The sequence below is a fragment of the Streptomyces sp. NPDC093111 genome (assembly GCF_040683955.1).
Taxonomy (GTDB): Bacteria; Actinomycetota; Actinomycetes; order Streptomycetales; family Streptomycetaceae; genus Streptomyces.
Genome location: NZ_JBFBNW010000011.1, coordinates 323,205 through 339,520, shown reverse-complemented (window position 1 = coordinate 339,520; position 16,316 = coordinate 323,205). Strand labels below are relative to the sequence as shown.

At 71.4% G+C, this 16,316-nt stretch carries 6 protein-coding genes; 2 read left to right on the top strand and 4 right to left on the bottom strand.

Annotated elements, in window-relative coordinates; genetic code table 11:
• Positions 1-68 precede the first annotated feature (68 nt).
• Positions 69-7,223: a polymorphic toxin-type HINT domain-containing protein gene (locus AB0Q96_RS21400; RefSeq protein ID WP_365327661.1), complete on the bottom strand. Its 7,155-nt coding sequence runs from the start codon at positions 7,221-7,223 to the stop codon at positions 69-71.
• 489 nt (positions 7,224-7,712) lie between these two features.
• On the opposite strand from AB0Q96_RS21400, the gene AB0Q96_RS21395 reads away from it, so the two are divergent.
• Together AB0Q96_RS21395 and AB0Q96_RS21390 are read left to right on the top strand one after the other, a co-directional pair.
• Positions 7,713-12,647, top strand: coding sequence for an FG-GAP-like repeat-containing protein (locus AB0Q96_RS21395; RefSeq protein WP_365327660.1), 4,935 nt, complete (start codon positions 7,713-7,715; stop codon positions 12,645-12,647).
• 106 nt (positions 12,648-12,753) lie between these two features.
• Positions 12,754-13,374 (top strand): L-threonylcarbamoyladenylate synthase, encoded by a 621-nt coding sequence (locus tag AB0Q96_RS21390; RefSeq protein WP_365327658.1) that lies wholly within the window; start codon positions 12,754-12,756, stop codon positions 13,372-13,374.
• A 25-nt stretch (positions 13,375-13,399) separates the two neighbouring features.
• On the opposite strand, the gene AB0Q96_RS21385 is transcribed toward AB0Q96_RS21390, so the two are convergent.
• The 3 genes from AB0Q96_RS21385 to AB0Q96_RS21375 all read right to left on the bottom strand — a co-directional run bounded on the left by AB0Q96_RS21385 (position 13,400) and on the right by AB0Q96_RS21375 (position 16,289).
• Positions 13,400-14,326, bottom strand: coding sequence for a serine/threonine dehydratase (locus AB0Q96_RS21385; protein ID WP_365327656.1), 927 nt, complete (start codon positions 14,324-14,326; stop codon positions 13,400-13,402).
• A gap of 53 nt (positions 14,327-14,379) precedes the next feature.
• The gene (locus AB0Q96_RS21380) at positions 14,380-14,997 is read right to left on the bottom strand and encodes a TetR/AcrR family transcriptional regulator (protein WP_365327655.1); all 618 of its coding nucleotides are present in this window, start codon (positions 14,995-14,997) and stop codon (positions 14,380-14,382) included.
• A 98-nt stretch (positions 14,998-15,095) separates the two neighbouring features.
• Positions 15,096-16,289 carry an amino acid deaminase/aldolase gene (locus tag AB0Q96_RS21375; RefSeq protein ID WP_365327713.1) on the bottom strand — a complete coding sequence of 398 codons (1,194 nt, stop codon included), beginning with the start codon at positions 16,287-16,289 and terminating at the stop codon, positions 15,096-15,098.
• Positions 16,290-16,316 lie beyond the last annotated feature (27 nt).

The following is a 16,316-nucleotide window of genomic DNA, read 5'->3' as shown; positions in this document are numbered from 1 at the left end:
CGATCAATGGACGAAGCAGTGCACGGCACCCCATGAGGGGTGCCGTGCACTGCTTCCTGTCTAACCTACTACCACTTGTAGATGCGTGGCGATCCGTAGTTGTGGACGCCGCCCCTCAGGGGGAACCAGGCGATCTGCCCGGTCGCCGCGTTGACCATGATTCTGGCTTGGCTTCCCGCTCTGCGGTTCCAGTAGATCAGTGACCCGGCGGTGTCGTTACCCCGCCAGGAATCCCACTGGGACCGCTGCCGGGGATTGAGATCGCTTCCGTTGAAATGGTCCAGCCCGTCGGAAGCGGTTCCGTGCCGCGCGGGCATGTTCGGGTTCGCCCGGTACATGGCCACGAGGTCATGGATCTCCTCACCGGCCTCGAACCACTCCGCGAGGTCGGCGTTGCCCTCGCTTCTCTTGCCGACCGCGGCGTCCGAATAGTGATCGTCAGGCGTCCATGTGCTGGTCGCCTTGCCTTCGATCTGGTCGCCCTCGGTCGGGCACGAGTCGTTGTGGACGAGCGTCGGGGTCGCGCCCGCCAGCACGTAGTACGTGTGGAGATCGCCGACCGTGAGGTTGTGGACCCGCTTCTGCTGGGTCCACCGCCTGACCTCGGTGACCTGGACCCAGGTGCCGGACGAGGTCCGGAGCCACTCACCGGCCTTGAGGTCCGTGGCCTTCAGCCACTTGTGCAGGGACGGGACCCAGAAGGGGTGTCCGTCGGTCGCTGTGATCTTCTCCTTGGCGTCACCCTTCGTGCCGTCGGTGTCGATCGTGATCTCGACGAGGTTCTTCTGCCCCTCGCCGATGATCCTGGCGACGACGGGCTTGGCCTTCGTGGCGCCCGACGTCTCGTCGGTGGCCAGCACCTCGTCACCGAGCCGGACCTCCTCGATGGCCTTCGACGTACCGTCGGCCATCAGGACCTCGGTGCCCGGCACGAAGCTGTTGCACCCGCTGGATCCGCCGCTGTCGGCTTCCTTGCCGCCCGACTTCTTCGGCGCGTCCGCCTTCTTCGACTCCGAGGACTTCGACGACTTGCCGTCGCCGTCCGCGCTCTTCGCCTTCTGCGCCGAGGACTTGCCCTGCTTCGCCGCCGTGGCCGCGGCCTCGTCGGCCTTCTTGGCGGCCGCGGCGGCGGCCTCCTGGGCGGCTCTTCGGGCCGCCGCGGCCTCTTCCTCCAGTTTTCTCGCGCGTTCTGCGGCTTCTTCGATCTGGCGCTTCCACTCGGCCAGATCCTCGGCGTACTTGGCCATGGCCTGCTGGTAGCGCTCGACCTTGCGCATGATGTCGCGCGCCAGGGCGATCTTCGAGGCCCAGCTGTTGAATGCCTCCCACGCCCGGTCGAGGGCCTTCAGGATGCGCTTGGCACGGCCCGCGAAGGGCAGGGCCGCGTCGAGGGCGAGGCCCGCGCAGGCCCAGCCGTCGCCGCCGAGGCAGGCCTTGATGTCGTTGTAGCCCGAGACGTCCTTGAGGATGCCCATGGCGACCTCGAGGGCGACGTCCAGGGCGCTCTTGCCCTGGACCATCTTGGCCCAGGCCTCCTCCGCCGCCGTGAAGTCCATGACGGGCATCACGGGCGGTGCGATGGACAGACCGCTCGGGTCGCTGTACGTCACCGGCGAGTTGTTCGCGTAGACGTACGGATTCATCTGCTTGGGCTCGTTGTAGTCGACCACGGGGTCGACCGACAGGAACCGGCCCGTCGTGGGGTCGTACTCGCGCGCACCCAGGTGGACCAGACCGGTGGTCTCGTCGATGTCGCCACCGACGAAGCCCTTCTTGCCCGGCCACACGGACGGCGTCGTGCCGCGCACCTCACCGAAGGGGGTGAACTTGCGGCGGGTGATGGCCGAGGTCGTGGTGTCCACGGCGGTCGTCGCCGTGCCGTTCTGGTCCCCCATCAGGTACGACGTGGTGATCACGCCGTCCTTGGCCGTCCTGACCATCGTCGGTCCCGCGGCGTGGCCGTAGTACCGGGTGCTCTCCAGCTTGCCCGCCGCCGTCAGCTTGACCTCGGTGCCCGGCAGGTACAGCGTGGTGCCGGTCTTGTCGCGCTTGATCAGGCGGGCACCCTCGGCGTCGTAGACGAACGCCGTCGTCTCGGTGCCCTTGGTGACCTTCTGGAGCTGTCCCGCGACATCCCAGTCCAGGGTCTGGGTGTCGCCCTGGACGGTCCGTGTGCGGGTGTTGCCCGCCGCGTCGTACGTGTACGACTCGGTGCGGGAACCGCCCGGCCCCGTCGTGTCGACCTTCCGCAGCTGGTTGGCGCGGGCCTGGCCGGGGGTGCCGTAGGTGAAGACACGGGAGACGTCCTGAGCGGTGTCACCGGTGGGGGAGTGCTGGATCTCCTTGGTGCGGTTGCCGGCCGCGTCGAAGCTGTACGAGGACCAGTAGGGGTTCGGGCCGCCCACCGAGGGGGTGGAACCCGGCCCCGCGGAGCCCGGCTTGGCGGCGCAGTCGTCCGTGGAGGTCCACGCCTCGTTCATCCGGCGCAGGTAGTCGTAACCGAAGCACTGGACGTCGGCGGTGGCCTCCGGGCCCTCCTTGTCCGTGATCTTCAGGATGTTGCCGACGTCGTCCCGCTCGAACGTCGTGTCGTTGATCCGGCTCGGCGACACCTCACGGTCGTTGACCGTGCGCAGCACCTCGCGGGTCTGCTCGTCGTAGAAGTGCGTCGCGTAGACCTGGGAGCCGGCCGGTCCCGCCTCCGTGCGCAGCACGTCGCCCATCGGCGAGTAGTCGACCTTGCCGACGAACGCCTTCCCCCCGACGCCCATGACGGTGGGCAGCTCGAAGTGGTTGTACGCCTGCGTGGTGATCTCGCTGGGCAGACCACCGGCCGCCGGGTGCATCGTCCACGCGGGGAGACCGGTGTTCGGCCGGTAGCCGCTGGAGAAGCTGTAGGTGCCCGCGAGGGCACCCTCCGAGGCCGGGATGGTGATCTTCGACCCCGTCGGACGGTACTCGGTGTCGTAGCCGGTGACCTCCTGCTTGTAGGCGTTGCCGTCCACGTAACGGGTCGAGGAGACGGGCAGGCCGATGGCCCCGGGCAGGGTGTCGTAGGTGGTCGACGTCAGCGTCGGACCCGTGACCGAGTCCTCGTGCGTGGCGACGATCCGGCCCAGCACGTCGTACTCGGGCGCGACGGTCTTGCCGCGGGCGTCGGTCATGGACTCCAGACGGTCGCCCTTGCCGAACTTCACGGTCGTCTCGCCCTTGTCGGGGTCCGACTGCTTCGTCTGGCGGCCGCGGATGTCGTACTCGAACGACCACCGGTCACCGGCCTGGTCGACGACCGACTCCAGCGCCCCGCGCCGGTCGTACGTGTACCGCGTCGTGTCGTACGCCCCGGTCGGCGAGTCCGCCTTGAAGAAGCGCAGCTCCGTCTTGCGGCCCGCGCCGTCCAGGAAGGCCCTGGTCGGGGTCTCGCCCTTCGGCGGGTCGACGGTGATGTTGTCGCCGCCGTAGGCGGTCGTCGTCCGCGAGGTCTCCACGCCGAACTTGCGGGAGATCTGCGCGGTCGCACGGCCCGAGCCGTCGTACTGCGTCATCGTCGAGGACGGGACCTCGTTGTCCTTCGGGCCCCACTGGACGCCGGAGGCAGTGCCCTCGGTGTAGTAGGCGCCGTTGCTCTTCCAGACCTGGCCGAGGCTGTTGTAGAAGGTGTCCGAGATGACCCGGCCACCGCCCAGCGCCTCCATCTGGGTCTGGCGGATGCGCAGGCTGGCGTCGTAGATGTCGTAGCTGGTGCGGTAGGTGCCGTCGTCCAGGAGGGCCTTGTTGGTGATGACCACCGGGCCGTCGGTGCGGACGTCGTACGAGAACTCGCCGTCCGGCGACTTGGTCTGCGGGTCGCGGTCCGGGGACCAGACCTTCAGGAGCCGGCCGAGGGCGTCGTACCGCATGACCTGCTTGCGGCCGTTGACGTCCGTCTCGACCAGGACCGAACCGCGGCCCTGATCGGTCTCGGTCGTCTTGGTGTGGCCCAGGGGGTTGGTCGTGGCGACCTTGGTGACGATCTGCCCGGAGGCCGGGGTGTAGGCGGTCCGGGTGACCTTGCCGAAGACGTCCGTGGTCGCCGTCGGGCGGCCGTACGCGTCGTACTCGGCGCTGCCGTTCGTCGTGTAGACCGGGTTGCCGTTCGCGTAGCCCGACAGCGACTCCGTCGACTGCACGTTGCCCGCCGCGTCGTAGTGCATCCGCACGTCCGACGTCACGTCCTCGGGACGCGCCACGCTCGGCGCGTCACACGTCTTCGCGACCGACTCCACCCGCTTCTGCCGCGCGATGATCCACCGCGCCGGGTCCTCGTCGTACTCGTACCGCGTGCAGCTGTCGTCCGACGGGTCGGCCACGTCGCCGCGGTTCGAGACCGACTGGGCGAAGCCGCGGTCGTCGTACTCCGTGTGCATCGCCGTGCGGCGCCAGCCGCGCCCGTCGGAGAGCAGGATGCGGGAAGCCACGTCGCTCGTCTGCTGGACGAACGCCTGCTGCGGCTCGATGTCCTCCTCGGGCACCGCGCCCTTGCGCAGGCGGGTCGCCGTGGGGCCGTGCAGCCACGGGGTGTACGTGGTCGCCGCCTCCAGCGGGCCGCCCTCCCCGTCGTAGGCCAGGACCTCGCGGGTCTGGCCGGCGAAGAGGCGGTGGTCCGGGAGCTCGTTGCCCTCGGAGTCCTTGACCTTGACCGAGCGGGTGGTGCCGGAGGGCGTCGCCCGGTCGCCGTCGAGGCCGCGGAAGAACAGCGTCTCCGTCTGCGAGCGCCGGTCCGGCGCCACGCCGATGAGGGTGCGGACCCGCTCGTAGCCACGCCACTGGGACCAGGTGCGGGTCTTGGGCCGCATCATCTCGGTCTCGTCGTCGTAGGCCCACGCCGGGTCGCCGAGGAACTGGTACTCGGTGCGGCGCGTCGGCGAGTTGCCGTTGCGGTCCTCCTCCTGGACCCAGTCGACGACGTGCTTGTGGAACCAGTCGGTGACGTAGAGCTTGCGCTCGCGCTTCGGGTCGTTCGGGTCCGGGATCTCCGTGATCACCGGGTAGCACCGCAGCTTGTTCGTCTCGGGGGACGAGGGCAGGGCGGTGGAGGTGCACTGGGTGTCGGCGTAGTGCGCCAGGATCGTGGAGCCGGTCTCCGTGTCGATGGCCTCGACGCGGTAGCGCTTGTACGGCGGCTTGCCGTCGGACGCGCCGTCGACCCGGTTGTCGAGCTGCTTGCCGCGGAACTTCACGGGCGGCAGCGGCAGGTCGGAGCCGTTGCGGCCGGTGTGCCGGATCTCGGACAGCCACAGCGGGTAGTCCGTGCCGTCACCGGTCATCGGGAAGTCCTGGGTGAGCTTCCAGGTGTCGACCGGCTTGCGCTCGGTGCCGTTCCAGACGGTGGTGGTGACCTCGGCCAGGCGCTTGCGGGTGAAGAAGGTCGGGGTGAACCGGCCCTTGCACTCCTCGCCCTGGGCGCACAGCTGGTCGCCGGGGGTGTCCGGCCACTGCTTGGCGATGTTCCAGTCGACGTCCGGCTTCAGCTTGCCGGGCGCGCAGTCGAAGTCCGTGGTGGCCAGGCAGCGTTCGAGGACCTCGAAGTCCACCTGGGCCGGGGCTTCGGCGAACAGGGCGTCGCTGCGCAGACCGTAGGAGATGTGGTCGAGCCAGCCGGAGCGGTCGTAGGAGCGGGCGGTCGAGCCGCCTGCGATCTGGTAGTTGGAGCCGTAGTGGTTGGTCTCCTTCTCGTACCAGTACGTCATGGCGTTGCCGCGCGGGTCCACGACGTAGTCGAGGTTCCAGCGGTAGGCCTGGTCGCACACGGCGTTCGCGAAGGTGGCGTTGTAGCAGGGCTCGCCGGGGTGGTTGCCGTAGACCGGGACGGTCCAGGCGGAGTTGGTCAGCGGCTTGCCCGCGGTCCAGCCGGGGACCCGGTCGAGACCGAAGTAGAACTGGATGCCCTGGGGGGTGGTGAACCGCCAGTGGTCACCCTCCTTGTCCCCGTTCTGGGCGCCCTGGAGCAGCTCGACCCGGGAGCCGTCGTCCTTGACCGGACGCCACTTCTTGGTGGTGTCGTCCAGGACGAGCTGAGTGGAGCCGCCGTTCAGCGACAGGGTGACCATCGGGGCGCCGTGGCACAGGTCGCCGGTGTCGTCCTTCGGGTTGTTGTACCCGGAGTTCGGCCGCTTGTCCTGGCTGCACGGGACGTAGGACCGCTCGATGAAGTTCGAGGCCAGGTCCCAGCCGTCGCCCACCCAGGAGGTCTGCTGGGCGGAGGCGGAGGTCCGGCCGTCGATCGTCGAGCTGGAGTAGCCGAGCGTCAGCGACGGGCTGGGGCCGCCGAGCGAGGCGGGGATGTCCAGCGGGTACGACCAGGAGAAGTCGCCCGCTGAACCGCCGGCCTGCCAGGCGCCGCTCGGGTTGAGCGAGGTCGCCTTGTACGTGCCGTTGGCACCGTCGGCGCCCGCGGTGGCGGCCAGCGTCACGGCCTGCGTGCCGGCGGCGGCCATCGAGCGGCGGGCGCCCGTGGCACCGGCGGCGGGCTGGGCCGGGGCGTCGAAGGTGGCGACCAGCTTCCCGGTCGCCGGGTCGTTGACCGTGGTGACGGGGGTGCCCCGGCGGCACTCCGGCTTGTCCGGGGTGGTCAGCGCACAGGCCGGGAGCGCGGTGAAGCGCAGCCGGGAGCCCCAGCCGCCGCCGTACGCGTTCTTGAAGGCGTTGTAGTCGAGGGCGACCGAGACGGGGGCCGAGGCGCTGCCCGGGTCCGTGCGCTGCACGGAGAGGAGCAGGCTGCCGGCGCGTCCGGCGCGGCGGGCCGCGGCTTGGTCGAGCAGGCCGACCTTGACCTTGACCGGAGCGGCGGCCGCTCCGGCGACCGGCCGTCCGAGGGCACGCGCGGCGGGTCCGGCCGCGGCGGCCGGGGTACGCGGCGGCAGCGCCGCGACCGTCACCGGCAGACCGCCCGCGCGCACGGCCCGGCCCGGCTTGGCGGCCGTCACGAGGGCACCCCGCGCGGCCGGGATCCGCTGTCCGGCGGGCGTGGCCTCGGGAGCCGGCAGGGTGATCTCGGCCGAGCCCGCCTTCGGCCAGGCGATGGCGGGCGCGTTCTTCCAGCTCTTCCGCTGGGACTCGGCGGGGCCGGGGGCCGGCTTTCCGGCGATCGGCGCCCCGCCGACCTTCGTCAGTCGCTGCGTCTCCAGGAGCCGCAGGTCGGAGGGGGTGGCGCTGGCGTCCATGGCCGTGAGACCGGTGGTCATCAGGCTGACGGCCAGCAGGGGTATCGGCCACCGCCAGGCACGCCTCAGAGGCGCACGCCAGGCGTGCGCCTTGGATCTTCTCAAGATTCGAACACTCCATGAGATCAGGATGAGAGTAGCGTGAAAACTGTCATGATCACGCTTCAGCTGACGGCGCTGAACCTAACAGCGGATCCCGTGGGCGTCGAGGCGGCTCCCGGTGGGCGGCTTGAGGGAGCGTCAGGGGGAAAGTTACTGGTCGTAGCGGGCAAGGGGTGGGGAGGGGCGGAATTTGAGCCTCCGTCAATCTTCCGGCAACAAAGGCGTGATCCGGTGGCCCACAGGCGGGATCGCCTCACAGAAAAGCCCGCCCTGCTGCTACAAATAATCGAACGCCAACGGCCGATCGTCGAGGTGGCCGAAAGTGGCCTTCGGTGAGCGGTCGGACGCACCAGATTTCGGACACCCACCCCGGTGCGGTGACCGACCCGACCTCCGAGGACCCACTCCGTGAGACCCATCCCGACGCGCGCCCGCGTCGACGATCCGCCCCGCCGCGGCAGAACGGCCCGCACCGCGGCCGTCACGCTCGCCGCCCTGCTGCTCGGCACGCTGCCCGTCGCCGGGGCCACCACGGCCACCGCGGCGCCCGCCGCCCCCGGCAAGGGCGCCCCCGCCAAGGGCGCCACGACGCCGAAGCGCGCCGCGGACCCCGCCGACACCGCGCTGCACGCCAAGGCCACCGCCGCCGCCAAGCGCGCCGGCAAGCCGGTCGAGCTGCCCTCGAAGCGCACCGAGACCGACGACGTCTGGGCCAACCCGGACGGGACGTTCACCCAGAACCACGCCCTGGCCCCGATCCGCGTCCTGCGCGGCGGGAAGCTGGTCACCGCGGACACGGGGCTGAGCCGGCAGAGCGACGGCCGGATCGCCCCGCGCGCCACCCGCGTCGGGCTCACCTTCTCCGGCGGCGGCAAGTCCCCGCTCGTCACCATGCGCAAGGACGGCCGGGACATCTCCCTGACCTGGCCCAAGCCGCTGCCCGTCCCGCGCGTCGAGGGCGACAGCGCCGTCTACCCCGAGGTGCTGCGCGGAGTCGACCTGCGGGTCACCGCCGACGTCACCGGCTTCTCGCACCAGCTGGTCGTCAAGAACCGCGCCGCCGCCGACAACCCGGCCCTCGCCTCCCTCGGCTTCGGCCTGAAGGGCAAGGGGCTGACCGTCCGCAAGGAGGCCGACGGCGAGCTGCGGGCCCTCGACCCCACCGGCAAGGCCCTGTTCACCTCGGCCAAGCCGCAGATGTGGGACTCCGGCGCCGACCGGCCGGCCGCCGCGGCCACCACCGCGCCCCAGGCCCGTACCGCCGCCAAGGCCCCGGCCCCGGTCGCCGACCGGGTCCCCGCCGTGGACGGCATCTCCACCGGCACCCGTCAGGCCGACCTCGGCGTCGCGCTGAAGGGAGACACGCTCACCCTCACGCCCGACCGGAAGCTGCTGACGGCTCCCGGCACCACCTACCCGGTCGTCATCGACCCGGTGTGGCGCGACGACTGGAAGTCGGTCTGGGCCCTCGCGTACAAGCACAACTCCTTCCCGAACTCGGCGAACACCAACTACTGGAACGGTGGCACGCTCAGCAAGGAAGCCCGCGTCGGCTGCGCCAAGGACGCCGCGAACAACAACAACATCGTCTGCGCGAAGACCTTCTTCCAGGTCGGCATGGGCGCCCTGTGGGACAAGCAGATCCTCTCCTCCACCTTCCGCATCCAGCAGAAGTACGCGGGCTCCTGGAGCTGCAAGTCCGGTGACATCCAGATCTGGGACACCGACGGCATCGGTGGCGACACCACCTGGAACAGGCAGCCCGCCTGGAAGCGCATGGTGGACTCCTCGGGCCAGTCCTTCGGCGGGCGCAACTGCCCCGGCGACGGCGACCTGGTCGAGCTCAACGTCACCTCCGCGGTCGCCGACGCGGCCCGCTGGCACTGGCCGGCCTGGACCATGGGCCTCAAGTCCGCCAACGACACCGTCGACGTGTCCTGGCGCAAGATGAACCCGGACAGCGCCCGCATATCCACCCAGTACAACACCGTGCCGGACCCGGTCGGCGACCGCGGCTCCGACCCCTCGGTGTCCTGCGGCGGTGGGATGATCGGCACCACCGACGAGGTCGTGCTCCGGGCCCGCGTCTCGGACGCCGAGGACGGCGGCATCCGGGCCGAGTTCAACTACTGGAACGACCAGGACTACTGGGGCACCATCAAGCGGCCCCAGGTGTGGGTCGCCAGCGGCAACGTCGCCCAGGTGCGCATCCCCGCCGCCGAGCTCCCCACCGGAACCTACCGGTGGGACGTCCGCGGACTCGACGACTACGCGGGCGGTCCCTGGGCGGGCCAGTGCGTCTTCAGCATCGACGCCACCCGGCCCGGCCACCCGCCCAAGGTGTCCTCCGTCCAGTACCCCGAGAACGAGCCGGACAACACCTCCCAGGCCCGTACCAAGGGCACCTTCACCTTCAACGCCAACGGCGAGTCCGATGTCGTGAAGTACCAGTGGTGGACCGAGTCCGACCCCAAGGTCCGCGAGGTCGGCACGGCCCAGGCCGGCGGTGAGGCGTCCGTCGAGTACACGCCGTCCACGACCGGCCCGCAGACCCTGTTCGTGCGCAGCCTCGACGCGGCGAACAACCGCTCCGACCTCAAGGCGTACCTCTTCTACGCCAAGCGCAAGCCGACCCGCGACAAGCCCGGCGACCTCAACGGCGACGGGACCGTCGACGTCTGGAGCGTCGACCCGGGCTCGGGCCACCTGTGGATGCACCCCGGCAAGGGCGACGGCACCTTCGACCTGTCCAAGAAGCTGGGCAACCGCGGCCCGTTCGGCGACACCGTGTCCCTGTCCCACCGAGGCAGCTGGAACACGGACTACTACGAGGACCTCGTCGCGCTGCGCCCGTCCCCCTCGGGCACCCGCAAGGACCTGGTCGTCTACCCGGGCAACGGTGACGGCGACCTCCAGCCGGTCGACGCCAACCGCATCCTGCTGGCCACCGCCATGGAGGAGAACGACAAGTGGGCCCACGCCGACCAGGCCCTCGTCATCGGCAGCGTCGACGACGACAACAAGGACGGCAAGGTCGACGAAGGGGACCAGCCCGACCTGCTGGTCAAGGCCGGCGCGGAGCTCTACCTCTACCTCGGCTCGACCGGCGCCTACCTCGACGTCACCGAGGCGGGCTTCCGGCCGCCGATCCTGCTCGGCAACGCCGACTGGCAGAACATGACCCTCATCGCCCCCGGTGACCTGAACGGGGACGCGCTGCCGGAGATCTGGGCCCGCGACAAGGTGACCGGCAAGATCCACCAGTACACCAGCCGCGTCACCACCGACAGCTCCTCGCCGACCGCCGCCGACCTCACCGTGTACGGCGAGGCCACGGCCCGCTCCACCGCGATCGCGACCGGCTTCACCTCGCCGCAGCACCTGGAGAGCAACGGCGACTTCGAGGGCAACGGCTACGCCGACCTGTGGTCGCGCGACGCCACCGGCGAGATCACCGAGTTCCCGGGCCAGGCGCCCGGCGGCGGCTCCTCCTTCGGCGCGGGCCGCAGGCTCGTGCTCGGCGGCACCCCCTGGTCCGAGTGCCAGAGCTTCAGCTCGGCCGCGACCGGCACGCACTCCCTGTGCGGCCCGATCCTCGCCAAGTACCTGGCGAAGGGCGGCCCGGGCGGCTACGGCTACCCGACCACCGACGTCCTGGTCCCCTCGGACGGGCTGGGACGGTACGCGGGCTTCCGCGCGAACGGCGTCAACGGTGAGAACGCCTCCATCTACTGGCACCCGACCACCGGCGCCTGGATGATCCAGAACGGCATCCGCGACTACTGGAGGTCGCTCGGCGCCGAGAACGGTTTCCTCGGCTACCCGACCTCCGACGAGTCGACCACCTTCGAGAGCGACGCCTGGGTGACCACCTTCCGGGGCTCCGGCGGCGACGGCGCCATCTACTGGACGTACGACTTCGGCGGACGCTCCATCCACGGCACCATCTACAAGAAGTACCTGGACCTGGGCGGCCCGTCCGGCTTCGGCTACCCGACCACCGACGAGACCAACGTCGACGACGGCATCGGCCGGTACAACCACTTCCGCCGCCGCGGCGAGACCTCCGACACCCGCTCCATCTTCTGGACCACCACCACCGGCCAGGCCTGGGGCGTGTGGGGCAGCATCCGCAACACGTGGCTGTCGCTGGGCGCCGGCAAGAGCTGGCTCGGCTATCCGCAGTCGGAGGAGTACGACGTCGCGGGCGGTCCCCGGACCGACTTCCAGAACGGCTACATCCGCCACAACCGCTACACCGGTGCCACCGTCGAGCACCACTGGAACGACCGCACCGACACCGTCCGCAGGGAGCTGGCGGGCGACTTCAACGGTGACGGCCGCTCCGACCTGGCCACCGTCTACGACTACGGCAGCGACGCGATGGGCCTGTTCACGCACCTGGCCAAGGCGGACGGCGGCTTCGCGGCCCCCGTGGCCGCCCACACCAACGGCGCCTGGACCTGGCAGGTCGCGCAGTCCCAGTGGATCTCCGGCGACTTCAACGGCGACGGCCGCGACGACCTGGCCGCGCTCTACGGCTACGGTGACGGCGCCAACGGCATGTTCACCTTCCTGGGACAGGCCGACGGCACCTTCCTCTCGCTCCCGCGCAGCGCGTACACCGGACCCGGCAACTGGGACGCCACCAAGGGCAAGCTGGTCGCCGGCGACTACAACGGCGACGGCCGCGACGACGTGGTCATGCTCTACGACCACGGCAACTGCGACACCGGCGCCTACACCTTCCTGTCGAAGGCGGACGGCTCGTTCAACAGCATCTTCGGCAGCTGGCGCTCCGGCGCCGGCAACTGGTGCCAGGGGCAGACCAAGTTCGTCGGGGGCGACTTCAACGGCGACGGCCGTGACGACCTCGTCGGCTTCTACGGCTACAACGACGGCTCGGTCACCGTGTGGACCCTCCCGAGCAAGGCCGACGGCGGCTTCGCCGCGACGACCCCGTCCTTGCACATGAACCCCGGTCAGTGGGAGTGGTGGCGCTCCAAGCTCACCGCCGGCGACTACAACGGCGACGGCCGTGCCGACCTGGCCGTGATGTACGACTACGGCTACGGCAACGCCTCGCTGTTCACCATGACCAGCAAGCCGGACGGCACGATCAACGAGGCATTCCGCAGCTGGCAGGCGCCCTCGGGCACCTGGCACGTCCAGGAGGCGTCGTTCCCGGTCTCGGGCGACACCGACCACGACGGGCGCGAGGACCTCGCGATCATGTACAACGACGCCCTCGGCGCCACCGCGGCCAACACCTTCAAGGCGCGGACCGACGGCGGCTTCGAGAATCCGCTGAAGAGCTGGCAGTCCACGCCGGGCACCTGGTGACCCCGGCCTGATCCCGTTCTGATCGGAACGACGCCCTCCGGGACCCGAGCGGTCCCGGAGGGCGTCGTGTTCCACCCGGAGGAAGGGATTCCCGTAGGGTCGGACGATGGCCAAGTACTTCGACGTTCATCCCGAGACCCCGCAGGTCCGCACCATCGGCACCGTGGTCGACAGCCTCCGGGCCGGCGCCCTCATCGCGTACCCCACCGACTCCTGCTTCGCGCTGGGCTGCCGGCTCGGCAACCACGAGGCCCTGGAGCGCATCAAGACGATCCGGCACCTCGACGACCGGCACCACTTCACCCTGGTGTGCGAGAACTTCGCGCAGCTCGGCCAGTTCGTCCAGGTCGACAACGACGTGTTCCGGGCGATCAAGGCATCCACCCCGGGCAGCTACACCTTCATCCTCCCGGCCACCCGGGAGGTCCCGCGCCGCCTGATGCACCCCAAGAAGAAGACCGTCGGCGTCCGCATCCCCGACCACAACGTGACCCGCGCCCTGCTCGCCGAGCTCGGCGAGCCCCTGGTGTCCAGCACCCTGCTCCTGCCCGACGAGGCCGAGCCGCTGACCCAGGGCTGGGAGATCAAGGAGCGGCTCGACCACGTCCTCGACGCCGTCGTGGACTCCGGCGACTGCGGCACCGAGCCCACGACGGTCGTCGACTTCTCCAGCGGCGAGGCCGAGATCGTGCGGCGCGGGGCGGGCGACCCCTCGCGCTTCGAGTGACCCCGCGCCCCCGGATCAGACCAGGTCAGACCAGGTCGGACGGGTCGGTGTTCGCTCCGCACAGGACGACGGCGACCCGCTCGCCGGGCTCCCGGCGGTAGGCCCCGCCGAGCGCCGCGTGAGCCGTCGCGGCGGCGTGCTCGACCACGAGCCGGCGGTCGTCCCACAGGGACCGGCGGGCGCGCACGATGTCGGCGTCGCTCACCAGCACCGAGCGGACATGGTCCTGGCGGGCCGCGTCCAGGGCCGCGGCCGAGGCCCGGCGGGCGCCCAGCGAGTCCGCGGCGACCGAGTCGACGGTGACGTCCACCGGCCGGCCCGCCTCCAGCGCCGCGTGCAGGGCCCGGCAGTTCTCCGGCTCGACGGCGACCACCCGGACCCCGTGCGCCCGGGCCGCGGCGGCGACCCCGGCGAACAGCCCGCCGCCGCCCACCGAGACCACCACCGTGTCCAGGCCGGGCAGCCCCCGCTGGATCTCCTCCAGGAGGGTGCCCGCGCCGGCCGCGATCAGCGGGTGGTCGTACGCGTGCGAGGCGAGCGCGCCGGTCTCCGAGGCGAAGGCGTCGCACGCGGCGAGGGCCTCGGCGTACTCGCTGCCGACCAGCCGCACCTCGGCGCCGTAGCCGCGCAGCCGCTCGACCTTCACACCGGGGGCCGTGGTGGGCAGGAACACCGTCGCGGGCACGCCCTGCCCGCGGGCGGCCCACGCGCAGGCGAGCCCCGCGTTGCCGCCGGAGGCGATCGTCACCCCGGCCGCCGGCAGGGTCCCGGCCTCGCGGTGGGCGAGCAGGAAGTTCAGCGCGCCGCGCGCCTTGAAGGAACCGGTGTGCTGCATGAGTTCGAGCGCGAACGACACCCCGTCGGCGTCCCCGGGGGCGACCGTGACGGGACGGACGTGTCCGGCGATCCGGTCGGCGGCTGTCTTGACGTCGGCGTGGCTCAGCGTGTGCACGTGCGGCTCCAGACTCGGTGGTGGTACGGCCACCCCCGACCCTGCCATACGGGTCAGACGGCGGCGGCCGGTTCCGCGGCCGGCCGCAGCAGCGTGACCAGGTGGTCCGCGTACAGGTCGAGCGCCGCCGAGGCCGCCTCGTCGTCCCGGTCGATCAGCCAGTTCAGCGTCAGCCCGTCCAGCGCGCTCAGCCCGTACCGGGTCAGCACCGGCAGCGGCAGGGTCCACTCGGCGCCGGAGCGGCGCGCGATGGTCTCCAGCTGGCGCACGCTGACCTCGGTGTAGTGCCGGTACTGGCCGCGGGCCACGTCGGCGAGACCCGGCTTGCGCAGCGCGTACTGCGTGAGCTCGTAGGTCAGCAGGTGCTCGTCCGGGTTCTTCCGGACCCGTTCCCAGTAGGCGCGCAGGGTGCCCCGGACCACCTCGTCGACCGGCAGGTCCGCCGGGACCGGCGCGGCCGGCGGGTCGAGGGCCCGCAGCATGATCCGCTCGATGACGCTGTGGAGCAGCTGCTCCTTGGCGCGGAAGCAGTAGTGGAACGCGCCGAGCGGCAGCCCCGCCTCGGCGACGACGGCACGCGTGGTCGCCTTCGCCACGCCGTCGCGGATCATGACCCGGATCGCCGCGTCGATCAGCTGCTCGCGACGTTCGTCGGCCGATCGGCGGCCCATGGGAACTCCCGGGGGTGAGAGGGGTGTCGGGGCACGCTACCCCGAGCGCGGCCGTGGCGTGGCGGCGGGCGGGGTGCCGCCCGCCGCCACGCCACGGATCACAGGAAGGCGTGGCCCTCGCCGCGGTAGGTGGGGACGATGTCCACGATCCGGCCCTCCTCGACCAGGTGCAGCCGGTCCACCCGCTCGCACAGCTCCCCGGCCTTCGCGTGGCGGAACCAGACCCGGTCCCCGAGCCGCAGTCCGTCGGCGGCGTCCCCGACGAGCGGGGTCTGCACCTCGCCCGCGCCCTCCTGGGCCAGCATCCGCAGCCCGGCCGGCCACACCGGCACCGGCAGGCGGTCCGGGCCGGCCGGGCCCGAGGCGGTCCAGCCGCCGCCGAGCACCGTCACGTGCCGGGGCGCGGGCCGCCGGACCACGTCGAGGGCGAAGTAGGCGGCGGGCAGCGGCCGGAAGGCGCGGTAGTGGTCGAAGAGCGCGGGGGAGTAGATGCCGGACCCGGCCCCGAGCTCGGTGATCGCCGGCTCCGCCGAGGTCGCCTCCAGGCTGCCGGTCCCGCCGCCGTTGACGAACTCCAGCGGGGTGACGTCCAGCACGGACCGCACCGCCGCCGCCCGCCGCCGGCGCAGCTCCCGCGCCGACGTCCGCTGGACGAGCCGTAGCGCCGAGCGGGTGAGCGGCGAGCCCGGCTGGGCGTCGCCGACCCCGGCGATCTGCCCCTCGTACGACATGACGCCGACCAGCCGCAGCCGCGGTCGCGCCACCACGGCCCGGGCCAGCGCCGCGGCGGCGTCGGGGCTGTGCAGCGGGGAACGGCGCATGCCCAGGTGGACCCGGCCGCCGAGGAGCCGCAGCGAGGCGTCCAGGTCGAGGCAGACCCGTACGGCGGGGCCGTCCGCGCCGAGCACGGAGTCCAGCAGGTCGAGGTGCTCCAGCGAGTCGATCATGATCGTGACCCGGGCGGCGGCCCGCTCGTCGGCCGCGAGGGCGCGCAGCGGGGCCGGATCGGCGCACGGGTAGCCGACCAGGATGTCGCCCACGGCCTCGTCGGCGGTGCGGGCGAGCCACAGCGCCTCGGGCAGCGTGAAGGCGAGGACGCCGGAGAAGCCCGGCATCCGCAGCACCTGCTCGATCAGCGGGCGGCAGCGCAGCGACTTGCTGGCCAGCCGGATGGGCTTGCCCCCGGCGCGGCGGGCCATCCCGGTGGCGTTGGCGTGCAGCGCTCCCAGGTCGACCACGGCGAAGGGCGGGCTGAGCTCGGCCGTGGCCCGGCGCAGCTCCTCGAAGGACATCGGCGCGGCGGCGGCACGGATGGCGGT